Source organism: Variovorax sp. RCC_210 (genome assembly GCF_041355175.1).
Classification (GTDB): domain Bacteria; phylum Pseudomonadota; class Gammaproteobacteria; order Burkholderiales; family Burkholderiaceae_C; genus Variovorax.
In genome coordinates this window covers 158164-182246 of the sequence record NZ_JBFUPJ010000006.1, presented here as the reverse complement: position 1 = coordinate 182246, position 24083 = coordinate 158164, and the positions used below count along the sequence as shown (strand labels likewise).

General features: G+C 69.2%; 22 protein-coding genes. 20 read left to right on the top strand and 2 right to left on the bottom strand.

What is annotated here, in order from left to right; translation table 11 throughout:
- Positions 1-52: 52 nt before the first annotated feature.
- Complete coding sequence (locus AB6807_RS19185) at positions 53-517, top strand: hypothetical protein (RefSeq protein ID WP_371085787.1); 465 nt, start codon at positions 53-55, stop codon at positions 515-517.
- A gap of 20 nt (positions 518-537) precedes the next feature.
- Entirely contained in the window at positions 538-2856 is a 2319-nt protein-coding gene (locus AB6807_RS19180; RefSeq protein WP_371085786.1) for an FdhF/YdeP family oxidoreductase, read from the top strand.
- A gap of 34 nt (positions 2857-2890) precedes the next feature.
- Here AB6807_RS19180 and AB6807_RS19175 read toward each other — a convergent pair whose 3' ends face one another.
- Positions 2891-3205 (bottom strand): UBP-type zinc finger domain-containing protein, encoded by a 315-nt coding sequence (locus tag AB6807_RS19175; RefSeq protein ID WP_371085785.1) that lies wholly within the window; start codon positions 3203-3205, stop codon positions 2891-2893.
- Between the two features lie 126 nt (positions 3206-3331).
- On the opposite strand from AB6807_RS19175, the gene AB6807_RS19170 reads away from it, so the two are divergent.
- From AB6807_RS19170 to AB6807_RS19120, 11 genes are all read left to right on the top strand, one after another.
- Positions 3332-3754: a cupin domain-containing protein gene (locus tag AB6807_RS19170; protein ID WP_286514649.1), complete on the top strand. Its 423-nt coding sequence runs from the start codon at positions 3332-3334 to the stop codon at positions 3752-3754.
- A 217-nt stretch (positions 3755-3971) separates the two neighbouring features.
- Complete coding sequence (locus tag AB6807_RS19165; protein WP_371085784.1) at positions 3972-6281, top strand: TonB-dependent receptor; 2310 nt, start codon at positions 3972-3974, stop codon at positions 6279-6281.
- Between the two features lie 12 nt (positions 6282-6293).
- Positions 6294-6980 (top strand): Fe2+-dependent dioxygenase, encoded by a 687-nt coding sequence (locus AB6807_RS19160; RefSeq protein WP_116909769.1) that lies wholly within the window; start codon positions 6294-6296, stop codon positions 6978-6980.
- A gap of 56 nt (positions 6981-7036) precedes the next feature.
- The gene (locus AB6807_RS19155; protein ID WP_371085783.1) at positions 7037-8080 is read left to right on the top strand and encodes a DUF2167 domain-containing protein; all 1044 of its coding nucleotides are present in this window, start codon (positions 7037-7039) and stop codon (positions 8078-8080) included.
- 125 nt (positions 8081-8205) lie between these two features.
- On the top strand, positions 8206-9159 hold the full coding sequence (locus AB6807_RS19150; RefSeq protein ID WP_371085782.1) for a hypothetical protein: 954 nt from the start codon (positions 8206-8208) through the stop codon (positions 9157-9159).
- Positions 9159-9989, top strand: coding sequence for an enoyl-CoA hydratase (locus AB6807_RS19145; RefSeq protein ID WP_371085781.1), 831 nt, complete (start codon positions 9159-9161; stop codon positions 9987-9989). Before AB6807_RS19150 ends, AB6807_RS19145 begins: the two co-directional genes overlap by 1 nt.
- 74 nt (positions 9990-10063) lie before the next feature.
- Positions 10064-11041, top strand: a complete 978-nt coding sequence (locus AB6807_RS19140) for a nitronate monooxygenase family protein (RefSeq protein WP_286514634.1) — start codon at positions 10064-10066, stop codon at positions 11039-11041.
- Between the two features lie 144 nt (positions 11042-11185).
- Entirely contained in the window at positions 11186-12871 is a 1686-nt protein-coding gene (locus tag AB6807_RS19135; protein WP_371085780.1) for an FAD-dependent oxidoreductase, read from the top strand.
- Between the two features lie 18 nt (positions 12872-12889).
- Complete coding sequence (locus tag AB6807_RS19130; protein ID WP_371085779.1) at positions 12890-13636, top strand: class II aldolase/adducin family protein; 747 nt, start codon at positions 12890-12892, stop codon at positions 13634-13636.
- Between the two features lie 68 nt (positions 13637-13704).
- Positions 13705-14697: a Bug family tripartite tricarboxylate transporter substrate binding protein gene (locus AB6807_RS19125; protein WP_371085778.1), complete on the top strand. Its 993-nt coding sequence runs from the start codon at positions 13705-13707 to the stop codon at positions 14695-14697.
- A gap of 414 nt (positions 14698-15111) precedes the next feature.
- Positions 15112-15822, top strand: coding sequence for a Bug family tripartite tricarboxylate transporter substrate binding protein (locus AB6807_RS19120; RefSeq protein ID WP_371085777.1), 711 nt, complete (start codon positions 15112-15114; stop codon positions 15820-15822).
- Positions 15823-15914: 92 nt separating this feature from the next.
- On the opposite strand, the gene AB6807_RS19115 is transcribed toward AB6807_RS19120, so the two are convergent.
- A complete protein-coding gene (locus AB6807_RS19115; RefSeq protein ID WP_371085776.1) occupies positions 15915-16895 on the bottom strand; it encodes a Bug family tripartite tricarboxylate transporter substrate binding protein in 981 nt (326 codons plus the stop codon).
- A 111-nt stretch (positions 16896-17006) separates the two neighbouring features.
- Between AB6807_RS19115 and AB6807_RS19110 the strand changes: the two genes are divergently transcribed.
- The 7 genes from AB6807_RS19110 to AB6807_RS19080 all read left to right on the top strand — a co-directional run bounded on the left by AB6807_RS19110 (position 17007) and on the right by AB6807_RS19080 (position 24035).
- Positions 17007-17924 (top strand): LysR family transcriptional regulator, encoded by a 918-nt coding sequence (locus AB6807_RS19110; RefSeq protein ID WP_371085775.1) that lies wholly within the window; start codon positions 17007-17009, stop codon positions 17922-17924.
- 270 nt (positions 17925-18194) lie between these two features.
- The gene (locus AB6807_RS19105) at positions 18195-18974 is read left to right on the top strand and encodes a TatD family hydrolase (protein WP_371085774.1); all 780 of its coding nucleotides are present in this window, start codon (positions 18195-18197) and stop codon (positions 18972-18974) included.
- 149 nt (positions 18975-19123) lie between these two features.
- Entirely contained in the window at positions 19124-20266 is a 1143-nt protein-coding gene (locus tag AB6807_RS19100) for an ABC transporter substrate-binding protein (protein ID WP_371085773.1), read from the top strand.
- Position 20267: 1 nt separating this feature from the next.
- Positions 20268-21296, top strand: a complete 1029-nt coding sequence (locus AB6807_RS19095; protein ID WP_371085772.1) for an adenosine deaminase — start codon at positions 20268-20270, stop codon at positions 21294-21296.
- Positions 21293-22126, top strand: coding sequence for an ABC transporter ATP-binding protein (locus AB6807_RS19090; RefSeq protein ID WP_371085771.1), 834 nt, complete (start codon positions 21293-21295; stop codon positions 22124-22126). Before AB6807_RS19095 ends, AB6807_RS19090 begins: the two co-directional genes overlap by 4 nt.
- The gene (locus AB6807_RS19085) at positions 22123-22989 is read left to right on the top strand and encodes an ABC transporter permease (RefSeq protein ID WP_371085770.1); all 867 of its coding nucleotides are present in this window, start codon (positions 22123-22125) and stop codon (positions 22987-22989) included. Before AB6807_RS19090 ends, AB6807_RS19085 begins: the two co-directional genes overlap by 4 nt.
- A gap of 41 nt (positions 22990-23030) precedes the next feature.
- On the top strand, positions 23031-24035 hold the full coding sequence (locus AB6807_RS19080; RefSeq protein ID WP_371085769.1) for an isopenicillin N synthase family dioxygenase: 1005 nt from the start codon (positions 23031-23033) through the stop codon (positions 24033-24035).
- Positions 24036-24083 lie beyond the last annotated feature (48 nt).

Genomic DNA, 24083 nt, shown 5'->3' with positions numbered 1-24083 from the left:
GCGCCGCAACATCGACGCATCAACGCCCCGATCCATCCACCGAGGACCGTTCATGCATGCCACTCCAGCCCGCACCGCACCCACCGCCCCCGTCGCCAACTGGCACGGCGCCGCCTTGGCATTGCGGGTCGACGACGACCGCTTCCTGGGCTTGCTCGCGGCCTACCGGACCTCCGGCGGACTGGCCACGGGGCACGAGATTGCAGCGCGGCGCCCGCGCACCGGCCTGTCGGAGCTTGCGCGCGCCATCGCGGCCCGCGAGGTGATCGGCATGGCATGGGGCGGCCAGCGCTGGCTGCCCTTCTTCCAGTTCGAACGCGGCGACGTGGCGGTGCGCGCGCCGGTGCGGCTGCTGGTCGGCGAGCTGGCCGGCCTGCTCGACGACGGCGACCTGGCGCAATGGTTCGTGCAGCCCAACGGCTGGCTCGACGGCGCGCAGCCGCTGCACCTGCTCGACAGCGACTTCGCACGCGTGCACGACGCGGCCCGCGCGCTGCGCTTCGCCTGCAGCAACTGACCCCGACACAGGAGCCGCACATGGCCGACGATTCAGGCATCCGCAAGTACGAACACCCCGCCGGCGGCTGGGACGCATTGGGAGCGGTGGCCAAGGCCATCCACGGGCAGATGAACGCCGTGTCGGGCACGCGCATCATGCTGCGCAACAACCAGCCCTACGGCTTCGACTGCCCCGGCTGCGCCTGGCCCGACCCGCAGCACACCTCGGCCTTCGAGTTCTGCGAGAACGGCGCCAAGGCCGTCACCTGGGAGGCCACGCGCAAACGCGCCACGCCCGAGGTGTTCCAGCGCCACACCGTGAGCGAGCTGCTGGCCTGGAACGACCACGACATCGAAGACCTGGGCCGCCTCACGCACCCCATGGCCTACGACGCGGCAACCGACCGCTACGTGCAGATCGAATGGGACGACGCCTTCGCGCGCATCGCATCGGTGCTGCAGGCGCTGCCCTCGCCGGACATGGCGGAGTTCTACACCTCGGGCCGCGCGTCGAACGAGGCCGCCTTCGTGTACCAGCTGTTCGCACGCGCCTACGGCACCAACAATTTTCCCGACTGCTCCAACATGTGCCACGAGGCCACGAGCGTGGGCCTGCCGAAGTCCATCGGCATCGGCAAGGGCACGGTGTCGCTCGAAGACTTCGACCACGCCGACCTCATCATCTCCATGGGCCACAACCCCGGCACCAACCACCCGCGCATGATGACCACGCTGCATGCGGCCTCGCGGCGCGGCGCGCCCATCGTGGTGTTCAACCCGCTGCGCGAGCGCGCGCTGGAGCGCTTCGCGGCACCGCAGGACCCGCGGGAGATGGCCACCTTCAGCGCCACCGACATCGCCAGCGACTACCTGCAGGTGAAGGTCGGCGGCGACGCCGCGGCGCTCAAGGGCGTCATGAAGGCGGTGCTGTCCCTCGACGCCGACGACCTTGCCGCGGGCGGGCCGGGCCTGCTCGACCGCGCCTTCATCGCCGAGCACACGCAAGGTTTCGAGGCGCTGGCCGAAGACCTGTACGCCACCGAATGGGCCGACGTGGAGCGCGCCTCGGGCCTGCCGCGCGCTTCACTGGAACACGTGGCGCGCCTGTACTGCAAGGCGCGGCGCACCATCGTCGCCTTCGGCATGGGCATCACGCAGCACCGGCTGGGCACCGACAACGTGCAGCAGATTTCCAACCTGCTGATGCTGCGCGGCAACTACGGCCGGCCCGGCGCGGGCATCTGCCCGGTGCGCGGCCACTCGAACGTGCAGGGCAACCGCACCGTGGGCATCGACGAGAAGGCGCCGCTGGCGCTGCGCCAGGGCATCGAGCGGGTGTACGGCTTCGTGCCGCCGACGCAGCGCGGCCACGACGCGGGCGAAGCCGTCGAGGCCATCGAGGCGGGTCGCTCGAAGTTTCTGATGTGCCTGGGCGGCAACCTGGCGGTGGCCATGGCCGACCCGCTGCGCACCTTCGCGGCCATGCGCGGCCTGGAGATGGCCGTGCACATCGCGACCAAGCCCAACCGCTCGCACCTGCTGGTGGGCAGGCAGAGCCTGCTGCTGCCCTGCCTGGGGCGCACCGAGCTCGACGTGCAGGCGGGCGGCGTGCAGTCGATCACCGTCGAAGACTCGATGTCGATGGTGCACGCCTCCACCGGCCGGCTGCCGCCGCCTTCGGCGCAGGTGCGCTCGGAGCCGGCCATCGTCGCGGGCATCGCGCAGGCGGTGCTCGCGGGGCGGCACGGCATCGACTGGACCGGCATGGCCGCCGACTACGGCCGCATCCGCGACGGCATCGAGGGCGTGCTCGGGGGCTTCGACGGCTACAACCTGCGCATCAAGACGCCCGGCGGTTTCAGACTGCCCATCGGCCCGGCCGAGCGGGTGTGGCACACGCCATCGGGCAAGGCGCAGTTCATCGTGATGCCGGGCATCAAGGAAGACCCGCGCGCCGCCGGTGCGCAGGTGCTCACGCTGGCCACGCTGCGCAGCCATGACCAGTACAACACCACCATCTACGGCTTCGACGACCGCTACCGGGGCATCTTCGGGCGCAGGGACGTGGTGTTCCTGAACGCCGACGACCTGGCCGCGCAGGGCCTGGCGGCGGGCGACCGGGTGGACCTGGAGGCGGTGCCGTTCGAAGGTGAAAGCGAAGGGGAAATCGAAGGGGAAGGGCCTGCGCCGCGCGCGGTGCTGCGCAACCTGACCGCGGTGGCGTACGACATTCCGCGTGGGTCTGCAGGGGCCTACTACCCCGAGGCCAATGTGCTCATCGGCCTGGCGCACCGCGATCCGCAGAGCGGCACGCCGTCTTACAAGTCGGTGCCGGTCAGGGTGCGGGCTGCGGCCTGAAGGCGGGGCGAATCAGGCGCGGGGCCGCGACGCGTCAGACGAACCTGGGAATCGGCCCGACCTGCGGCGTGGTGTCTTCGCCCAGGTCGAGCGCCACGCGGTCCACGAAGCACCAGCCCCAGCCTTCGGGCGGGTCGTAGCCTTCGATGATCGGATGCGCGGTTTCATGGAAGTGCGCTCGCGCGTGACGGTTCGGCGAATCGTCGCAGCAGCCCACGTGGCCGCAGGTGCGGCACAGCCGCAGATGCACCCAGGGGCTGTCGGTCTTCAGGCACTCCTCGCAACCCTTGGCGCTGGGCGTCACGTGGTGGATGCTGTCGGTGTGCGTGCATGGCTTGGGCTTGCTCATTCGGTGGTCCTCATGAAAGTGATGCGAGCTCGGTGGGCCAAGGCTAACGCCAACACGCGGCCGTCGTCCCGGGAACGCTTTATGCGTGCTGCGGCGCAACACCCACCACCTGCGAAGGAGCGCCCCATGCTGGACCGTACTGCCACCCAGTTCTCCCATGTGAAACCCGGCGACACGGAGTTCGTGCCGGGCGGGTTGCGCGACTTCTTTCTCTACCGCGACCTGGGCGTTGCGGAGGCCACCAACGGCAAGGTCATCGCCCACCTCGTCAAGGCCAACATGGCACCGGAAACGGGCACCGGCTGGCACCGGCACGAGGCGGACTTTCAGATCGTGATCATGGTCAAGGGCTGGGCCCGCTTCATGTACGAAGACAAGGAAACGCTGGTCGAGGCCGGCGACGTGGTGCACCAGCGCCCGGGCATCCGCCACTACCTGTTCGACTACTCGCCCGACATGGAGTACCTGGAGATCGTGTCGCCGGCGGACTTCAAGAGCATCGACGTGGAGCCGGTGTGCGAGATTCCGGCGGCCACGCCCTGGGAGTGAGCTGGGGCATGGCGCGTTGCGGCTCTCTACGCGCACGAACCTGCCTTCGACCTGACTTGTCAGGTAAAGAAACGTGTTTCGTCTCGTAGCTCAGACAACGACAGGTAAAAGATCCAAATAAGAGTCATTCGCGGACAGAATTTCCACCCGTGCTGCTTTTGTTTGCACGGCACGGCCCGGGCCCCTTGCCCGCGTCCCCTTCGGAAAGCCCGCTCCCATGACCCAACCTTCACGCCCGACACGCCACCTCACGCCGGTTGCGCTCGCCCTGCTCGGCCTTTGCGCCTCGCTGCCCACCGCGTTCGCCCAGCAGGCGCCGGCCGCCGCCACGCCGGCGGCATCCACCACATCGGCCGCGCCCGCAGCCCCGGCCCCCGGCACCTCCGTGCCCGCCACGCTGCGCGAAGTGCAGGTGCAAGGCGCGCAGGACAAGACCGGCTTCGGCGCCAACCCCGCCTCGTTGAGCCGCCTGCCGGCCGACCTGCGCGACGCGCCGCAGTCGATCACCGTCATCAACCAGGCCGTGATGCAGTCGCAAGGCGCGACCTCGCTGGCGAGCGCGCTGCGCAACGTGCCGGGCCTGACCATCGGCGGCGCCGAGGGCGGGCAGATCGGCACCAACATCAACCTCAACGGGTTCTCGGCGCGCACCGACATCTACCTGGACGGCGCACGCGACCGCGCGCAGTACTACCGCGACACCTTCGCACTCGAATCGGTCGAGGTGCTGATGGGCCCGTCGTCGATGCTCTTCGGGCGCGGCTCCACCGGCGGCGTGATCAACCAGGTCACCAAGAAGCCGTCGCTCGTGCCGGCGGCGGAGGTGTCGCTGTCGGCCAGCACCACGGGCCTGGTGCGTTCCACCATCGACATCAACCGGCCGCTGTCGGACACCTCGGCCTTTCGCATCGCCGCGATGGGCCAGCAGGGCGACGCGAGCACGCGCGAGCAGACAAAGCTGAAGGACTTCGGGCTGGACGCCTCGCTGAAGTTCGGCATCAACACGCCCACGCAGGTCACGCTGTCGGCGCTGGTGCAGCACAACCGCGACCAGCCCGACTACGGCGTGTCGCCGCTCAACGGCCGTCCGGTGAAGGTCGACCGCGACCTGGCCTACGGCTTCAGCGACGACCGCACCATCTCCGACATCCAGGCCTTCAGCGCGGTGGTGCAGCACAAGCTCACGCCCACCACGTCGATCCGCAACCAGACGCAGTACAACGACGTGACCACCGACGCGCGCGAGACCGCGCCGCAGAGCATCGGCACGATCTCGTCCAAGGGCGTGTTCACGCCGTTTTCCACAGGCACCACCGCCGTGCCCACCGCCGCCTTTTCCAGCCTGCCGCTGGACACGCTGTGGGTGCGCCAGCAAAGCCACGACCGCACCATCCACGACAAGTCGCTGTTCAACCTGACAGAGCTGAACACAAAGTTCGAAACCGGCTCCGTGAAGCACACGCTGCTCGCCGGCCTGGAGCTGGGCCACGACACCTACGACAACCAGGCCTACTACCGCAACGGCACCTGCGCCGGCACCGCGCTGAACGCCGCGGGCGCCACCACCGGCTACGCCACCTGCTCGCCGCTGCTCGCGCCCTACCAGGGCAACACCCCCGCCACCGCGCCCACGCTGCCCGGCAACCTGGCCACCGCCAGTGCCACCACGGTGGCCGGCTACGTGAACGACACGCTCGAGCTGACCCCGCAATGGAAGCTGGTGGCCGGCGTGCGACAGGACCACTACCGCGCGAACATCACCAACAGCATCACCAGCGCGACCACGCTGGGGGCCGAGAACCAGACGGTCGACTTCACCAGCGTGCGCGCCGGCGCCATCTGGCAGCCGACGCCCGCGCAGTCGTACTACGTGTCGTACAGCACGTCGTTCAACCCCTCGCTCGAGCAGCTGGTGGCCACCACCGGCGGCACGCAGCCGCTGCCGCCGCAGAAGAACAAGGCGTATGAACTCGGCGGCAAGTGGGACATGAACGACGGCAACCTGTCGTTCACGGCCGCCGCCTTCCAGATCACGCAGACCAACGCGCGCTCGCAGAACAGCGACGGCACCTACAGCGCCACCGGCACGGTGCGCGTGAACGGCGCGCGCGCCGGCGTGGCGGGCCGCGTGACCGACAAGCTGCAGCTGTTCGGTGCCTACACGCACCTGGACGCGACCATCATCGACGGCATCGCGCCCGGCACGCTCGGCAAGACGCCGGCCAACACGCCGAAGGACGCGGCCAGCCTGTGGGCCACCTACGCGATCACGCCCGAATGGGAAATCGGCGGCGGCACCACCTACAGCGCCAGGCGTTACGCGAACAACACCGACGTCGTGCAGGTCGGCGGCTACGCGCGGCTCGATGCCATGCTGGCCTACCATCAGCCCAAGTACGACATTCGCCTGAACCTGTTCAACCTGGCGAACCGCCACTACTACGACGCGCTGATTCCCTCGGACGGCGGCCGCGCGGTGCCGGGTTCGGGCCGCGCCGCCACGCTGTCGCTCACCTACCGCCTTTGAGGAGCCCTTGCCATGCTGGTCTGCATTCCCGGTGTCCTGGACCGCGAGGCGCTCGCCGCGGTGCGCGCACGCCTGGACGCGGCCGGCGACGCCTGGGTAGACGGGCGCGTCACCGCGGGCCACCAGGGCGCGCCGGTCAAGTTCAACCAGCAGATCGACGAAGGCTCGGCGGTCGCGCATGAATGCCAGGCCATCGTGGCCGGTGCGCTGGAACGGCACCCGACCTTCATCAGCGCGGCGCTGCCCAACCTGCTGTACCCGCCGATGTTCAACCGCTACAGCGAAGGCATGCGCTTCGGCCTGCACGTGGACGGCGGCGTGCGCATCGACCCGCGCACGGGCCGCAAGCTGCGCACCGACCTGTCGGCCACGCTCTTCCTGTCGGACGCCGACAGCTACGACGGCGGCGAGCTGCAGATGGAAGACACGCACGGCATGCAGACCGTGAAGCTCGCGGCCGGCGACATGGTGCTGTACCCCGCCACCAGCCTGCACCAGGTGACGCCCATCACGCGCGGCGTGCGCGTGGCGTGCTTTTTCTGGGTGCAGAGCCTGGTGCGCGACGCGGGCGACCGCGCCCTGCTGTTCGACATGGACAACGCGATCCAGCGGCTGAACCAGAGCGGCGCCGACGAGTCGGCGCGCCGCACGCTGGTGGGCACTTATCACAACCTGCTTCGCAAGTGGAGCGACACCTAGGCAGATATTTACACTCTCTCCGCTCGCCAAATTCATAACAACCGAGGAGAGAGAACTTGCGTATTCAAACCGCCCGCCTGACGGCTGGCCTGCTGCTGGCGTGCGCCGCTTTCGTGGCGCAAACCAGCACTGCAGCGTCGTCGTCCAACGCTTCCGGCACATCCGCCAACGCCGCATCGGCCTCGAGCGCCAGCTCGCTCGAAGCCGAGCAGGAGGCCGCATTCAAGGCCGCCAAGGCGGTGCAGAAGGTAGGCCCCGCCGACATCGCGCTGCGCGACCAGGCCCACCTGAAGCTGCCCGAAGGCTACGTGTGGGTGCCCACGCCCGCGGCCGCGCAGATCATGCGGGCGATGGGCAACCGCACCGACGACACCTTCCTGGGCGCCATCTTTCCCGCTGACGACGCCGACTGGATGGCGGTGGTCAAGTTCGTGAAAGAGGGCTACATCAAGGACGACGACGCGAAGGACTGGAACGCCGACGACCTGCTCAAGAGCCTGAAGGAAGGGACCGAGGCCGCGAACGAAGAGCGCGCCAAGCGCGGCATTCCGGCCATCGAGGTGATGGGCTGGGCGCAGAAGCCCGAGTACGAGTCGGGCACGCACCGGCTGGTGTGGTCGGCGCTGTCGAAGCGCAAGGGCGGCGCCGACGACAACCAGGGCGTGAACTACAACACCTACGCGCTGGGCCGCGACGGCTACCTGAGCCTGAACCTCATCACCAACGCGCGCGACCTCGACAAGTACAAGCCCGACGCGGCCAAGCTGCTGACCGCGCTGCAGTACGACGACGGCAAGAAGTACGCGGACTTCAACTCCTCCACCGACAAGGTCGCGGCCTACGGCCTGGCCGCGCTGGTGGCCGGCGTGGCGGTGAAGAAGCTGGGGCTGTTCGCGATCATCCTGGCCTTCGCGGCCAAGTTCGCGAAGCTGGCGATCGTGGCGGTGGGCGCCGCGCTGTGGGGCATCGCGAAGATCTTCAAGAAGAAGGAGCCCGCCAACGTTCCAATGGCAATGCCTGTGGAAGCAGCCCCGTTCGCGGCCACGCCCACGAACGACACGCCCGCCGTTAACGAGCCGCCGAAGCCTCCCGCGGCTTGATCCGTCGAAGCCGAAGGGCGCACGGGGAAGGCGCCCGGCTGTGACGTAGGCGACAAGCGCGGCCGCCGAGCTTTGGCACTATCGTGGAATCGCCCGCAGGGGCTCCACGCCAGGCTCAACCCTCGATGACTTCGCCCTTCCCCGCCACCACGTTCCAGCTTAGCGGCCCGCTGCGCCAACCGCGCCAGATGCTGGCCGACCAGAAGTACGACGGCCACAAGTCCATCCACGACGACGCCATGGCCGAGGGCCTCGGCCTGCGGGCCGGGCCCATCGAAGGCCCGACGCATTTCAGCCAGTTCGACCCCCTGCTGTTCGAGCTGTTCGGCCAGGCCTGGTTCGAGACCGGCTGCATCAGCGCCCACTACCAGAACATGGTGGTCGAGGGCGAATCGGTGCGGGCCTTCGTCGAGCGGCCCGCGCCCGGCGCCACCTTCGTGCGCCTGCGCGCGGAGAAGGCCGACGGCACGCCCGTGCTGCAGGGCACGGCCTCGGTGGGCGATGCCTCGGCGCACCCGCACGAGCTTCGCCAGCGCATCGCCAAGCTGCGCCCGCCCACCGGGCTGGTGATCAACCGCGACCTGAAGGTGGGCCAGCGCGGCGCGGTCGCAGAGAAGATCCGCATGGGCTTCGACCAGCACATGGGCGACCACTACCCGTTCACGCTGAACGACAAGCTCAAGGTCATCACCGAGCCCTGCGACTGGTACACGCCCGAAGGCGGCAAGCGGTCGCCCTGGGGCCGCGCCATCATCCCGACCGAGATGATCAGCGTGCTGCTCGGCTCCACCATCGCCGAGGCACAGCTCGGCGGGCGCAAGCCGGCCGTGGGCCTTTTCGCGGGGCAGGAAATCAGCCTGGTGAAGGGACCGCTGTTCGTCGACACCGACTACGAGCTGGAGCGCGAGATCGTCGCGCTGAGCGAAAGCGCGCGCACCGAGTCCGTGTGGGTGCGCACCAAGGTCTATGAGCTGCCTTCGCGCACGCTGGTGGCCGAGATGATTTTGAACGGGGCCACCATGAAGGCCTCGTACCCGCACTACGAAGCCGAGGCGAAGGCACTGGAGGGGAACCTGTGATGAGCCAACCCTCGAGCATCGATACCGGCACTCCCCACCTCCTGGCCACGCTCGACGAGGGCGTGCTCACGCTGACCCTGAACCGGCCCGAGGCGCGCAACGCGATGTCGCTCGCCATGAACCAGGCGCTCGAGGCGCAGCTGGCCGCCGCCGAGCTCGACACCCGGGTGCGCTGCATCGTGCTCACCGGCGCGGGCAAGGGATTCTGCGCGGGCGGCGACGTCAAGGGCATGGCCGCGTCCGGCGACGGCACCGTGGGCGCGCTGACCATCGACCAGGCCATTCACCGCCAGCGCGCCAACCAGCGCGGCACCGCGGGCCGGCTGTTCAAGATGCCCAAGCCGACCCTCGCCGCCCTGCCCGGGCCCGCTGCCGGCGCCGGGCTGTCGCTGGCGCTGGCGTGCGACCTGCGCGTGATGGCCAGCACCGCGATCATGACCACGGCCTTCGCGCGCGTCGGCTTTTCGGGCGACTACGGCGGCACCTATTTCATGACGCAGCTGGTCGGCGCCGCCAAGGCCCGCGAGCTCTACTTGCTGTCGCCCCGCGTGAGCGCGGAAGAGGCGCTGAAGCTGGGCCTGGCCAACTGGGTGTGCGCGCCCGACGAGCTGGCCGAGCGCGCCGCGCAGATCGCGCGCACCCTGGCCGCCGGCCCGACCGTGGCCTACCGCTACATGAAGGAAAACCTGAACCGCGCCATGGCCGGCGACGTGGACGACTGCCTCGACCTCGAGGCGACACACCACGTGCACTGCGGCCAGACCGAAGACCACCGCGAAGCCAGCCGCGCCTTCGTCGAGAAGCGCGAGCCCGTGTTCCAGGGGCGCTGAAGCAGCGCTGTTCACGGCGGCCCCGCGCGCATCTTTTTTCTCCACCCATTCCTAATCCATCGAGGCAGACCTTCATGAAGACCCGCATCACCGAGCTGTTCGGCATCGAGCATCCCATCATCCAGGGTGGCATGCACTACGTCGGCTTCGCCGAAATGGCGGCCGCCGTGTCCAACGCCGGCGGCCTGGGCATCATCACGGGCCTCACGCAGCGCACGCCCGAGCTGCTCGCGCAGGAAATCGCGCGCTGCCGCGAAATGACCGACAAGCCCTTCGGCGTGAACCTCACCTTCTTGCCGACCGTGAGTTCTCCCGACTATCCGGGTTACATCCGCGCCATCCTCGACGGCGGCATCAAGGCGGTGGAAACCGCGGGAAACAACCCGCAGAAGTGGCTGCCCGCGCTGCACGAGGCCGGTGTGAAGGTGATCCACAAGTGCACCTCGGTGCGCCACGCGCTGAAGGCCGAGTCCATCGGCTGCGACGCCGTGAGCGTCGACGGCTTCGAGTGCGGCGGCCACCCGGGCGAAGACGACGTGCCCAACTTCATCCTGCTGCCGCGCGCGGCCGACGAGCTGAAGATTCCGTTCGTCGCCTCCGGCGGCATGGCCGATGGCCGCTCGTTGGTGGCCGCGCTCGCGCTCGGCGCCGAAGGCATGAACATGGGCACGCGCTTCATCGCGACCCAGGAGGCACCGGTGCACGAGAACGTCAAGCAGGCCATCGTGGCCGCGAGCGAGCTCGACACGCGCCTGGTGATGCGCCCGCTGCGCAACACCGAGCGGGTGCTGAAGAACGCGGCGGTGGAGCGCCTGATCGAGAAGGAGCGCACGCTGGGCGCGGCGCTGAAGTTCGAGGACATCCTCGACGAGGTGGCGGGCGTGTACCCGAAGATCATGCGCGAGGGCGCGATGGACGCCGGTGCGTGGTCGTGCGGCATGGTGGCCGGGCTGATCCACGACGTGCCGACGGTGAAGCAGCTGATCGACCGGATCATGCGCGAGGCCGAGGAAATCATCGGGCAGCGGCTGGCGCGCTTCGCCGCGCGCTGAACCCTGGCGGCTGCCCGTGCATCCAGGGGGATGCACGCAACGGATAAGGCATTCTGATGAATCGGCCTTGAAGAATTGATTTTCCTTCGGCCGGCGCTTTCACTGTAATCAGGGGTGTTCCACCTCTTTTCACAGAAACAGCGCATGACCCAGAACATCGAGACGCAGGCCCTGATCGTCGGCGCTGGACCGGTCGGCCTGGCGCTGGCCATCGACCTCGCGCAGCGGGGCATCGGCGTGCTCGTGGCCGAGACGCGCCACCGCGGCGAAGCGCCGAGCGTCAAGTGCAACCACGTGTCGGCCCGCACCATGGAAATCTTCAGGCGCCTGGGCGTCTCGAAGGCGCTGCGCGAGACGGGCCTGCCGGCCGACCACGCCAACGACGTGTCGTACCGCACCAGCTTCACCGGCGAAGAACTCTCGCGCATCCACATTCCCTCGCGCGCCACGCGCTACACCGACAAGAGCGGGCCCGACGGCTGGTGGCCCACCCCCGAGCCGCCGCACCGCATCAACCAGATCTACCTGGAGCCGGTGCTCTTCGCACATGCCGAGGCGACGCCGGGCGTCACCATTCTCAGCCGCACGCGCATCGACGAGTTCACGCAGGACGCGCAGGGCGTGCGCGCACGGGGCATCGACCTCGACACGGGCGAGGAGATCCACGTCCGCTGCCAGTACCTGGTGGGGTGCGACGGCGGCCGCTCGGCCGTGCGCAAGGCCATCGGCGCGAAGCTTTCCGGCACCGACGTGGTGGGGCGCGTGCAGTCGACCTACTTCCGCGCGCCCGACCTGCTCGCGCGCACCGGCCATGCGCCGGCGTGGGCCACCTTTTCGCTCAACCCGCGGCGCAGCGGCAACGTGTACGCCATCGACGGGCGCGAGACCTTCCTGCTGCACAACTACCTGCGCTCGGACGAGCTGGCGTTCGATTCGGTCGACCGCGACTGGGCCATTCGCACCATCCTCGGCGTGGGCGACGACTTCAGCTACGAGATCATCTCGAAGGAAGACTGGGTCGGCCGCCGGCTGGTGGCCGACAGGTTTCGCGACCGCCGCGTGTTCATCTGCGGCGACGCGTCGCACCTGTGGGTGCCGATGGCGGGCTACGGCATGAACGCCGGCATCGCCGACGCGATGAACCTGTCGTGGCAACTGGCCGCGCGGCTGAACGGCTGGGCCGGGGAAGGCGTGCTGGCCGCCTACGAAGCCGAGCGCCAGCCGATCACCGAGCAGGTGTCCAGCTTTGCGATGAACCACGCCATCGCCCTGCAGAAGGAGCGCGAGGGCGTGCCCGCCGGCATCGAGGCGCCCGGCCCCGCGGGCGAGCAGGCCCGCCGGGCGGCCGGGCAGGCGCTGTACGACCTCAACGTCAAGCAGTACTGCTGCGCGGGGCTGAACTTCGGCTACTACTACGACGCCTCTCCACTGATCGCCTACGACGAAGAGCAGGCCCCCGCGTACTCGATGGACGGGTTCACGCCCTCCACCGTGCCCGGCTGCCGCACGCCGCACTTCTGGCTGGACGACGGGCGCTCCCTGTACGACGCGATGGGCCCCGAGTACACGCTGCTGCGCTTCGATCCGCAGGTCGATGCCGGCGCGCTGCTGGAGGCGGCCGCGCGCCGGGGAATGCCGCTCGCGGTGCTCGACGTGCAGGCCCGGGCCGTGCCCGATGCCTACCGCCACGCGCTGCTGCTTTCGCGGCCGGACCAGCATGTCGCATGGCGCGGCGACCGCGTGCCCGGCGATGCGTTGGCCCTGGTCGACAGGCTGACCGGCAACCTGGACAACGTGAACAACGTGGATAACTTGGGCACGCCCGCCTAGTCACATGGAAAGACCCCGATGGACACAGAAGCCAAGCTCCGCAAAGACCTCGCCGCCTGCTACCGGTTGTTCGACTGGCTCGGCTGGACGGAACTCATCTTCAACCACATCACGGTGCGGGTGCCGGGCGCCGAGGGCGGCAAGCCCGCATACCTGATCAACCCCTTCGGCCTGCACTACGCGGAGGTCACGCCCGAGAACCTGGTGTGCATCGACGTCGACGGCAGCCCCCGCATCGACAGCCCCGGCAACCCAGGCAACACAGGCAACACAGGCCAGGTGAACCGCGCGGGCTTCGTGATCCACAGCGCGATCCATTCGGCGAGGGCCGATGCCCACTGCATCATGCATGTGCACACCACCGCGGGCTGCGCGGTGGCGTCGAAGGAATCGGGCCTGCGCCACGACAACTTCTACAGCGCCATGCTGTACGACGACCTGGCGTACCACGACTACGAAGGCGTGACGACCAACCTCGACGAGCAGCCGCGGCTCGTGAAGTCGCTGGGCAGCCGCAACCACCTCATCCTGCGCAACCATGGGCTGCTGGCGGTCGGCCCCGACATTCCGACCGCCTTCAACCGGTTGTGGGTGATGCAGCGCGCCTGCGAGATCCAGCTCGCGTCGGATGCGGGCAGCGGGCCGAACCGGGCCATTCCCGAATCCATCCTGCGCACAGTGCCGCAGACGCGTGTCGCGGGCAAGGGCGAGGTGCATCGGGTCATCTTCGACACCATGCTGCGGCGTGCCGGCATCGGCACCTGAGCGCCGCCCGCACGACAACGACGAGCGACGAGCGACGACAGCAACAACAAGAACCAACGGAGACAACCGTGCGCCACCTACCCGTTCGAAAACTCCTGTGCGTCGTCGCGCTCGCCGGCGCGGCCCTGGGTGCGCAGGCCCAGGCCTTTCCCTCGAGGCCGGTCACGGTCATCGCGCCCTTCGCGGCCGGCGGATCGGCCGACGGCGTCGCGCGCGTCGTGGCACGCGAACTGGGACAGGTGCTGGGCCAGCCCGTGATCGTGGACAACAAGCCCGGCGCCGGCGGCGCGACCGGCCTGATGCTGGTGGCCAAGGCCAACCCCGACGGCTACACCCTCGGCATGGGTGCCGCGGGCGCGATCGTCATCGGCCCCCACCTGCCCGACGCGCCCGCGCTCAACCCGCAAGAGCAGCTGCAGCCGCTGGCGAAGGTGGCCGACATTCCGCTGGTGCTGGTGGCAGGTTCCGGTTCGGCCTCTGGGTCTGGCTCGGGTGCTGGCTACGCCACGCTGCAGGCGCTGCTCGACGCCGCCAAGACCACCGAGGTGCCCACGGGCAATTCCGGCCAGTACACCGCCCACCACCTGGCAGCCGAACTGCTGGCCAGCACCACCAAGACCCGGCTGCCCGCCGTGCCCTACCGCGGCAGCGCGCCGGCCGTGAGCGACGTCATCGGCGGCCAGGTGCCCGTCGCGTTCGTGGACCTCACCTCGGTGGCGGGCCACCTGAAGGCCGGCACGGTGAAGGCGCTGGGCGTGACCAGCGCGAGCCGCTCGAAGCTGGCGCCGGACATCCCGAGCATCGGCGAAACCGTGCCCGGCTACGCGGCACCGGCATGGCTGGGCATGTTCGCGCCGAAGGGCCTGCCGCCGGAGGTGAGCGACAAGCTCGCAACGGGCCTGCGCACCGTGCTGGAAAAGCCCGAGGTGCAGGCGCAGATCCTCACGCTGTCGGCCGAGCCCGCCTACCTCGGGCCGAAGCCCTTCGCGGGCTTCATCGACGCGGAGTCGCGGCGCTGGGCCGCCGTGATTTCGCGGCTGCCTGGGCAGCCGCAGAAGTGACCGGCCGCCGCAGCCGCCCCAAGCCCTCACCGCCCCTGACGCCATCCATGGCCGCAGCTCGCTCGCCGAGCGCCATCGAGAACACCCCCACCCAGTGCCACCTCACGCACTTCACGCACTTCACGCACTTCACGGAGACCACCATGTCCCATTTCACCCGGCGCCTGCTGATGGCCTGCGGCCTGTCCATGGTTGCCCTGGCGGCCGCCTCGCATGCCCAGGCCCAGCCGATCCCGCCCCTGGTCAAGCTCGTGGTGCCCTACCCGCCCGGCGGCAGCGTCGACCAGCTGGCGCGGTTGATCACGCAGCCGCTGCAGGAACTGCTCAAGACCTCGGTGGTGGTCGACAACAAGCCCGGCGCGGGCGGGCGCATCGCGGCCTCGCAGCTCAAGCGCGCGCCCGCGGACGGCCAGCGTGATCCTCATCGCGCCCAATGCGCTGACCACCATCCAGTCGCTCGTGTACGCGGGGCAGACCGACTACAAGGTGATGGAAGACTTCATTCCCCTGGCGCGGCTCGCCAGCTATCCGATGGGGCTCGCGGTGCCGGGCACCAGCAGCATCAGGACCGCGCCCGAACTGGTCGCCGCGATAAAGGCCTCGCCGAACCCGAACTTCGGAACCTCCGGCGCCGGTGGACTCGCGCACTTCGCGGGCCTGGAGTTCGGCAAGACGACCGGGCTCGAATGGACGCACATCGCCTTCAAGGGCGGCGCGCCGCTGGTCACCGACCTGATCGGCGGGCACCTGCAGGCGGCCATCGACACGCTGGTCGACCAGATCGAGCACCAACGCGCCGGCAAGATCCGCGTGCTCGGCATCTTCAGCGACAAGCGCTACGTGCTGGCACCCGAGATTCCCACGCTGGCCGAGCAGGGCATTCGCATGGCGCCGGTGGAGGGCTGGTTCGGCGCGTTCCTGCCCGCGAAGACGCCCCCCGCCGTGGTCGCGCAGATCGAGCAGGCGCTGGCCAAGGTCATGGCCGATCCGGAGGTGCAGGCGAAGCTGGCCAAGCTGGTGCTGCAGCCCGCCTACCTGAAGTCGAGCGACTTCACGCGGCTGCAGGCGGCCGAGCTGGCGCAGTGGGCGCCGGTCGTGAGGGATTCAGGCTTCAAGCCTGACTGACGCGGTTGCGCGGCATGGTGCTGACACCGGTGCTGGCACCGGTATTGGCATCGGTGCGACCGCGCCGCGCCGCGATGGCGCCTTGCGGCGCCTCAGTCCATCGTCGCGCCGGAGGCCTTCACCACCGCGCCCCAGCGCGCGGTCTCCGACTTGATGTACGCGGCGAGTTGCTGCGGCGACATCGTGGCTGCCTCGACCCCTTCGGACGCCAGGCGCGACTGGATCTCGGGCTGCTTCATGACCTTGTCGAGCGCGGCCGCATACTTCGCGACCAGCTCCGGCGGCGTACCGGCCGGCGCGACCAGGCTCTGCCAGGCCACCGCCTGGAAGTCGCCCATGCCGGCGGCACCCGACTCGGCCAGCGTCGCCACCTCGGGCATCGCCGACTGGCGCCTGGCCGACGTCACGCCCAGCGCCCGCAGCCGGCCCGTGCGCACATGGGCCAGGGCCGGGGGAATGTCGCTGAACATCAGCTGGATCTGCCCGCCGAGCAGGTCCGTCATGGCCAGCGCGCTGCCGCGGTAGGGCACATGCGTCAGGTCGGCGCCGGTGGCCGACTTGAACATTTCCACGGCCAGGTGCTGGGGGCTGCCGTTGCCCGCGGAGCCGTAGCTCCACTTGCCCGCCTGCGCCTTCGACAGCGCGACAAGTTCCGCCACGGAGCGCACCGGCACCGACGCGTTCACCACCGCCACCAGCGGCACCGAGCCGATCATGCCGATGGGCGCGAAGTCTTTGGCCGGGTCGTAGCCCAGGCGCTTGTAGAGCCAGGGGTTGATGGCCAGCGTGGTGCTCGTGGCCACGAGCAAGGTGCGGCCGTCCGCGGGCGCGTGCGCGACGTAGGCCGCACCCAGCCCGCTGCCCGCGCCGGGCCTGTTGTCCACGACGATGGTGCCGCCCAGCAGCGGCGCCATCTCCCGGGCCAGGATGCGCCCGAGCAGGTCGGTGGTGCCGCCCGGCGCGTAGGGAACCACGAGCGTGACGGGCTTGTCGCCCTGGGCCCATGCACGGGCCGCGGCCGTGGCCGCCGCCATGGCGGCGGCCGCCCGCAGGATCGCGTTGCGTCTGTTCATTGTTTGTCTCCGTTGCAGCCCGCGTTCGATGCAGGGGTCTGCAGGTTTGTGTTTTCAGGGAATGTTCTTGATTAGAGTCCAGGGCATGTTTTCTGAAAAATGAATCCTTCCATGACGATTCATAAGCAACCCTTATCTTCCTTTCCCTCGGTGCGGCAGTTGCGCGCCTTCGTGGCGGTCTACCACGCGGGCAGCGTGTCGGCCGCCGCGCAGGAACTCGCGCTCACGCAGCCGGCGGTCACCATGCTGCTGCGGGAGCTGGAGGGCAAGCTCGGGCTGAACCTGTTCGACCGCCACACGCGCGCCATCCACCGCACCGACGCCGCCACCCGCGCCATCGGGTACGCGCAGCGGGCCCTCGCGGAAATGGAGGGGCTGACGACATCGATGAACGAGCTCGCGGGCCTGCATGCCGGCCGCGTGCGCGTGGTGGCCACCGCCGCCGTGGCGCAGGCCATGCTTCCGCCGGCGATGCGCAGGTTCCTGGACCGCCACCCTGGCGTGAGCCTGGAGATCGAAGAGGTCGGCCCCGCCGATTTCGTCCACGCCATCGAGACCAGCCATGTCGACTTCGGCATCGGAACACTGGAGGCGCCCGTGGCCGGCCTGCGCGAGGAGGTGCTGATCCGCGAGACCCTGGTGGCCGCGGCGCTCCCCTCGCCCGCTTTCGCGGGCGGTGTTCCGATGACGTGGAAGCAGCTGAGCGCGCTGCCGCTGGTCACGGTGCGCTCGGGCTACGGCATCAGGGGCCGCATCGAGGCCGCCGCGCGCGAAGCCGGCGTGGAACTCAAGATCGCGCACGAGGTCTCGCTGCTCGCCACCGCGGTGGCGCTGGCGGCGAACGGGCTCGGCGTGGTGGTGGTGCCGCCGTCGATCGTGGCGCCCGAGAAGCGGCTGGTCACGCAACGGCTCATGCGCCCGACCATCGAGCGGGTGATCGGCGTGCACCTGCGGCGCGAGCGGTCGTTGTCGCCGGCGGCGGAAGCGTTTCTGCAGGTGCTCAAGCAGGGGGAGGTGCAGGGCATGTGAGCGGCTGTCATGGGCCGGGCATGGAAGCACCGGGCAAGCGAAAAATCCATCACGAAAGCCACCCCTCGGCCTACCTCTTTTCGGGTATTCCAAGCGCCGCGATCGCGCCCTAGACTGGCCGCTCGATCCTTCGTCCATGCGGACACCTGAGGGGATTGTTCGCCCGCCTTGCGCGGGCATTTTTTTGCACGCGACCCGCCGCGCACCGGCCCTGCCATCGCCTCGTACCATCGGCGCATGAGCACAGATTCGAAACACGAAGGCCCACGGATGGTCGACATCGGCGTCAACTTCCACGCGTCGCAACTGGCGTCGATCACCACGTCCCTGCTGGCGCGCGCGCAAGCGGCGGGCGTGGCGCAGATCCTGGCCACGGGCACCTCGCTCGCCTCCAGCCACCTTGCCCTCGAGCTCGCCAGGGCGCACCCCGGCGTGGTCTTCGCGACCGCGGGCGTTCATCCGCACGACGCGAAGTCGTTCGACGCGCACACCTTCCGCGCACTGGCCGAGCTGTGGAAGCACCCCGAAGTGGTGGCGGTCGGCGAGTGCGGGCTCGACTACAACCGCAACTTCTCCACGCCCGAGGCGCAGCGCGCGGCGTTCGGGCAGCAGCTGTCGATGGCCGTGCAGGCGGGCAAGCCGCTCTTTCTCCACTGCCGCGACGCCTTCGCCGATTTCCACGACATGCTCGCGCCCGTGGTGGCCGACGGCGCGCGGGGGGTGGTGCATTGCTTCACCGGCGACCGCGCGGAAGCGGAAGCCTTCCTGGCGATGGGGCTCGACATCGGCATCACCGGCTGGGTGACCGACCTTCAACGCGGCCAGGCGCTTCGCGAGGCCGTGCCGCACCTGCCGCTGGACAGGCTGCACCTTGAAACCGACGCGCCTTACCTGTTCCCGAAGAACGCCGGCAGCCGCCGCGGGCACAACGAGCCGGCGAACCTGCGCTGGGTTGCCGCGGGCGTCGCAGAACTCATGCAGCGCGAGGTCGACGAGATCGTGCAGGCCTGCAGCGCCAACAGCCGGCGCATGTTCGGGCTGCACGCCTGAGTGCATCGCTGGCAGAGCGCGTGCGGCAACGGCTTTTACGGTGCCGATTTAATGCGCTAAAAATTAGAACAATACAGACGGAATATTGATCCAAAGCGATTGGTTTCCGGGGCTAATCTCGCAACGATCCGACCAACACAGGATCGTTCATGCGCCCCCACCTGACACCCGCCCTCGCCCTTCTTTCCCGCGTGCATGACCGCATGGCCGCATGCGCCGCGGCCACGCTTGCCGCGCTGGCCTTGCTGCTGTCGAGCCCCGCGGCGCAGGCCCAGGCCAAGCCGCTGAAGCCCGTGACTATCGCGCTGGGCACGCAGGTCGTCAACGTCACCTACCCCTGGCTCACGCTGCCCATCGCGCTGGGCTACTGGAAGGACGAGGGCTACGACGTCAAGATCGTCACCACCGGCGGATCGCTGCAGGGCATCCAGCAGATGGTGGCGGGCGGCGTCGACTTCGCGCAGGTCAACTCCACCGGCCTCATCCAGGCGAACACGGAGAACAACGTCGCCGTGCGCGGGCTCATGGGCACCGGCGTGATCGACTGGGGCGTGGGCGTGCCGCAGGACAGCCCCGTGAAGACGGTGGCCGACCTGAAGGGCAAGAAGATCGGCATCTTCAGCCTGGGCACGGGCGGCATGCCGCTGCTGAAGGGCTACCTGCGCGCCAACGGCGTCAACCCCGACACCGAGGTGCAGATCATTGCCACCGGTGCCGGCGCGCCGGCGCTCGAGGCGCTGCGCACGGGCCGCGTGCAGGCGCTGATGTTCTGGGGCTCGGCGCTCACCGGCTTCCAGAACGCGGGCGCGAAGATGCGCGTGCTGTTCGACCCGGCGTGGCGCTCGCTGCCCGACTTCACCTTCGCCACCATGCAGAAGACCATCGACGCCGACCCGGCGATGGTCGAGGCCATCGCGCGCGGCGCGGCCAAGGCCACGCTGTTCGCGCAGACCGACCCCGAGTGCACGCGCCAGATCCACTGGAAGCACTTTCCCGGCGGCAAGCCCACGGGCACCGACGAAGCCACGCTCGCCAAGTGGGACCTCGCGCTGCTGCAGACGCAGCTGGAGACGATGGCCGACGCCCAGGCCATGAACGGCGGCAAGCTGATCGGCGCCATGAGCCCCGCCGCCTACGGCCGCATGCAGGACGTGATGCTGAAAGACGGGCTCATCAAGCGCACGCTGCCGCCCGAGTCGATGCTCTACCTGAAGCCAGGCTTTGTGGAGGCCATCAACCGCTTCGACCACAACGCCGTCGTCGAGGCCGCCAAGGCCTGCAAGGGGCTGTGACATGACACCCGAGCAATTCGTGGCGGGCCTGCCCAAGGCCGAACTGCACATGCACATCGAAGGCTCCATCGAGCCCGCGCTTTTCCTGCGGCTGGCCCGGCGCAACGGCGTGGCGATCCGCTGGCAGACCGAGGAAGAGCTGCGCGCGGCCTACAGCTTCACCGACCTGCAGGACTTTCTGGACCTGTACTACGACGGCTGCCGCGTGCTGGTGCAGCCGCAAGACTTTCATGACGTGACGCGCGACTACCTGCGCCGCGCGCAGGCCGACCGCGTGCTGCATGCGGAGATGTTCCTCGGCGTGCAAGGGCACACCAGCCGCGGCGTGCCGCTGGCTGCGGTGATGGAAGGCGTGCTGGGCGCCATGGAGGCCGCGCGCGCCGAAGACGCCATCAGCTCGGGCCTGATTGTCGTGGTGCAGCGCCACCGCAGCGAAGACGAGGCGCTCGCGCTGCTCGATGCGTTGCGCCCCTGGTACGACCGGCTGCTGGGTTTCGGCCTCGGCGGCGCGGAGGTGGGCAACCCGCCCTCGAAGTTCACCGAGTTCTTCCGCCGTTGCCGCGAGCGCGGCTTCAAGGTGGTGGCGCATGCGGGCGAGGAAGGCCCGGCCGCCTACGTGCGCGAGGCGGTCGAGCTGCTGCAGGTGCAGCGGCTGGACCACGGCAACGCCTGCCTCGACGACCCCGCGCTGGTCGCGCAGCTGGCGCAGGCGCGCATTCCGCTCACGGTGTGTCCGCTGTCCAACCTCAAGCTGCGGCTGGTGCCTTCGATGGCCGCGCATCCGCTGCGCAAACTGATGGACGCGGGCCTGTGCGTGACCGTCAACTCCGACGACCCCTCGTACTTCGGCGGCTACGTCAACGACAACTACCTCGCGTGCCAGCAGGCGCTCGGCCTGGGCCGCGACGACCTGGTGAGCCTGGCGCGCAACAGCTTCGAGGCGGCCTTCATCTCGCCGCAGCAACGCGCCGCGGCGCTTCGCGCCATCGACGCGTGGGTCGCGCACAGCACCGAGCAGGCCACGGCATGAGCGCGCTCGTTCAGTTCCCCGCGAGGCACACGACGCTGCAAGAGGCCTCGGGCGCCGTTCCGGCGTTTCGCTTCAAAGGCCTGCACAAGACCTTCCGTTCGAAGGATGGGGCCGACGTGGTCGCGCTGCACGACGTGAGCTTCAGCGTCGCGCGTGGCGAGTTCGTCACCGTGGTCGGGCCGAGCGGCTGTGGCAAGAGCACCCTGCTGCGCATCCTGGCCGGGCTGGAGCGCGCGAGCCGCGGCACGGTCGAGCTCGGCGGGCGGCGCCACAGCGGGCCCAGCCGCGACATCGGCGTGGTGTTCCAGGCGCCCGTGCTGCTGCCGTGGCGCAACATTCTCGACAACGTGCTGGTGCCCGCGCAGATCCAGCGGCGCGACCCCGCGGTCGCGCGCGAGCGCGCCCTGCACTACCTGCACCCGGTGGGGCTGGCGAGCTTCGAGACCAAGTACCCGCGCGAGCTGTCCGGCGGCATGCAGCAGCGCGTGGGCATTGCGCGCGCGCTGGTCAACGACCCGATGCTGCTGCTGATGGACGAGCCCTTCGGCGCGCTCGACGCCATGACGCGCGAGACCATGAACGTGGAACTGCTGAAGCTGCGCGAACGCACGGGCGCCACGATCATGCTCGTGACGCACAGCATTCCGGAGGCGGTGTTCCTCGGCGACCGCGTGGTCGTCATGTCGCCCCGGCCCGGGCGCGTCACGCAGGTGATCGACGTCGACCTGCCCGCCACCCGCACGCTGGAGCTGATCAACACCGAGCGCTTCGGCAGCCATGTGCGCGACATCCGCGCCAACCTGAATGCCAGTGGAGGGCTCGACGGATGAACGCCGCGAACAACATCCTCAACGAGAACATCGCAACCCCCGTGAACAACGAGGCCAACGACCTCGCGCCGCCCGCGCCCTGGCTCACGCCCTTGCGGCGCAAGGCGCTCACCGTGGCCGTCTTCGTGGCGGTGGTGGCCGCGTGGCAGCTGGTGGTGAGCGCGCTGGGCGTCTCTCACCTGATCTTTCCGGGGCCGGTGGGCGTGGCGCGCTCGATGTACGAGGTGTTCCAGTCCGGCGAGGTGTGGCCGCACCTGTGGGTCACGCTCTACGAGATCCTCGCGGGCTTCGCGCTCGGCGCGTTCGCCGGCTTTGTGCTGGGCGCGCTGATCGGGCAAAGCGCCTTGCTCGAACTGGTGCTCTACCCGTACGTGGTCGCTTTCCAGACCGTGCCCAAGGTGGCGGTGGCGCCGCTGTTCGTGCTGTGGTTCGGCTTCGACACCACGTCGAAGGTGGTGATCACCGCGACCATCGTGTTCTTCCCCGTGCTCGCCAACACCATCGTGGGGCTGCGCTCGGCGCCCCGGGAACAGATCGACCTGATGCACGCCTTCACCGCGTCGGGCTGGCACGTGTTCCGCATGGTGCGGCTGCCGCATGCGCTGCCCTATGTGTTCGCGGGGCTGGACATCGGCATCGTGCTGGCCGTGATCGGCGCCATCGTCGGCGAGTTCGTGGGCGCGCAGGCCGGCCTGGGCTACCTCATCCTGCAGCGCAACTTCTCGATGGATGCGGCGGGCATGTTCGCCATCCTCATCGTGCTGTCGGCCATCGGCATCGTGCTGCACGGCGTGGCGAAGGCCATCGCGCGGCGCGTGGTGTTCTGGGCGGACGCGTTCACCGACCTCTCCCGCGGCACATGAGGCCGCCACACCCCACACCACACCCACGAAGGAGCAACGCAATGACCCAAGACGAACAGAAGCTGGAAGCCCCGCGCCGGGCCTCCGCGCAGGAGATGCCCATCCTCGACCTGGGCCCGTGGCTGGCCGGCGGCCCCATCGGGCCGGTGGTCGAGCAGTTCAAGGCCGCATGCACCAACACCGGTTTCTTCTACGTGAAGAACCACGGCGTGCCGCAGGCCGTGATCGACGCCGTGTTCGACGCCACCCGCCGCTACATGTCGCTGCCGATGGAAGAGCGCCTGAAGGACCGCATCGACGAGCGTTTTCGCCGCGGCTTCATGCCCATGGGCGTCACGCAGCATCCGGGCCACAAGCCCGACCTGAAGGAAAGCTACGAGCTCGGCATGGACCTGCCGCTCACCGACCCCGACGTGGCCGGCGGCCTGCCGCTGCACGGCCCCAACCGCTGGCCCGCCGACAAGCCGTGGCTCGCGCCCGCGGCCATGGCCTACTTCGACGCCACCATCGCGCTGGGGCGCAACCTGCTGAAGATCTTCGCCTCGGCCGTGGGCAAGGACGAAGGCTTCTTCCTGCAGTACGCGACCAAGCCGATGGTGCAGTCGCGGCTCTTTCACTACCCGCCGCAGGAGTCGTTCACCAACCTGGAGCTGGGCGCCGCCGCGCACACCGACTACGGCATGCTGACCGTGCTGGCGCAAGACCCCATCGGCGGTCTGGAGCTGTGCACGCGCGGCGGCGAGTGGGTGGCCGCGCCTTATGTGGAAGGCACGCTGGTGGTCAACCTGGGCGACCTGGTGAAGGTGTGGACCAACGACGTCTATGTGTCGAACCCGCACCGCGTGGCGAACCGCACGGGCAGGGAGCGCTATTCGATTCCCACCTTCTTCAACCTCGACTACGACACGCCCGTGGCCTGCCTGCCCGAGTTCGCGCCGCGCGAAGGCGAGCCGCGGCATGCGCCCATCAAGTCGGGCGAGTACCTGGTGCGGCGCTTCGCGGCCGTGCAGAAGTACAAGACGCCCGCGGAGCTGGCTGCGGGCTGAGCTGGCGGCCAGCTAGGCCAGCCCGACACGCCGCCGCGCGGCGCTTGC

What these genes read in the sequence shown, in the direction of transcription:
- AB6807_RS19095 (WP_371085772.1), top strand. Translation starts at nt 20,268, where the DNA reads ATGACACCCGAGCAATTCGTGGCGGGCCTGCCCAAGGCCGAACTGCAC.
- AB6807_RS19185 (WP_371085787.1), top strand. Translation starts at nt 53, where the DNA reads ATGCATGCCACTCCAGCCCGCACCGCACCCACCGCCCCCGTCGCCAAC.
- AB6807_RS19080 (WP_371085769.1), top strand. Translation starts at nt 23,031, where the DNA reads ATGACCCAAGACGAACAGAAGCTGGAAGCCCCGCGCCGGGCCTCCGCG.
- AB6807_RS19150 (WP_371085782.1), top strand. Translation starts at nt 8,206, where the DNA reads ATGACTTCGCCCTTCCCCGCCACCACGTTCCAGCTTAGCGGCCCGCTG.
- AB6807_RS19180 (WP_371085786.1), top strand. Translation starts at nt 538, where the DNA reads ATGGCCGACGATTCAGGCATCCGCAAGTACGAACACCCCGCCGGCGGC.
- AB6807_RS19165 (WP_371085784.1), top strand. Translation starts at nt 3,972, where the DNA reads ATGACCCAACCTTCACGCCCGACACGCCACCTCACGCCGGTTGCGCTC.
- AB6807_RS19105 (WP_371085774.1), top strand. Translation starts at nt 18,195, where the DNA reads ATGGTCGACATCGGCGTCAACTTCCACGCGTCGCAACTGGCGTCGATC.
- AB6807_RS19130 (WP_371085779.1), top strand. Translation starts at nt 12,890, where the DNA reads ATGGACACAGAAGCCAAGCTCCGCAAAGACCTCGCCGCCTGCTACCGG.
- AB6807_RS19140 (WP_286514634.1), top strand. Translation starts at nt 10,064, where the DNA reads ATGAAGACCCGCATCACCGAGCTGTTCGGCATCGAGCATCCCATCATC.
- AB6807_RS19085 (WP_371085770.1), top strand. Translation starts at nt 22,123, where the DNA reads ATGAACGCCGCGAACAACATCCTCAACGAGAACATCGCAACCCCCGTG.
- AB6807_RS19110 (WP_371085775.1), top strand. Translation starts at nt 17,007, where the DNA reads ATGACGATTCATAAGCAACCCTTATCTTCCTTTCCCTCGGTGCGGCAG.
- AB6807_RS19170 (WP_286514649.1), top strand. Translation starts at nt 3,332, where the DNA reads ATGCTGGACCGTACTGCCACCCAGTTCTCCCATGTGAAACCCGGCGAC.
- AB6807_RS19115 (WP_371085776.1), bottom strand. Translation starts at nt 16,895, where the DNA reads ATGAACAGACGCAACGCGATCCTGCGGGCGGCCGCCGCCATGGCGGCG.
- AB6807_RS19160 (WP_116909769.1), top strand. Translation starts at nt 6,294, where the DNA reads ATGCTGGTCTGCATTCCCGGTGTCCTGGACCGCGAGGCGCTCGCCGCG.
- AB6807_RS19100 (WP_371085773.1), top strand. Translation starts at nt 19,124, where the DNA reads ATGCGCCCCCACCTGACACCCGCCCTCGCCCTTCTTTCCCGCGTGCAT.
- AB6807_RS19090 (WP_371085771.1), top strand. Translation starts at nt 21,293, where the DNA reads ATGAGCGCGCTCGTTCAGTTCCCCGCGAGGCACACGACGCTGCAAGAG.
- AB6807_RS19135 (WP_371085780.1), top strand. Translation starts at nt 11,186, where the DNA reads ATGACCCAGAACATCGAGACGCAGGCCCTGATCGTCGGCGCTGGACCG.
- AB6807_RS19145 (WP_371085781.1), top strand. Translation starts at nt 9,159, where the DNA reads ATGAGCCAACCCTCGAGCATCGATACCGGCACTCCCCACCTCCTGGCC.
- AB6807_RS19175 (WP_371085785.1), bottom strand. Translation starts at nt 3,205, where the DNA reads ATGAGCAAGCCCAAGCCATGCACGCACACCGACAGCATCCACCACGTG.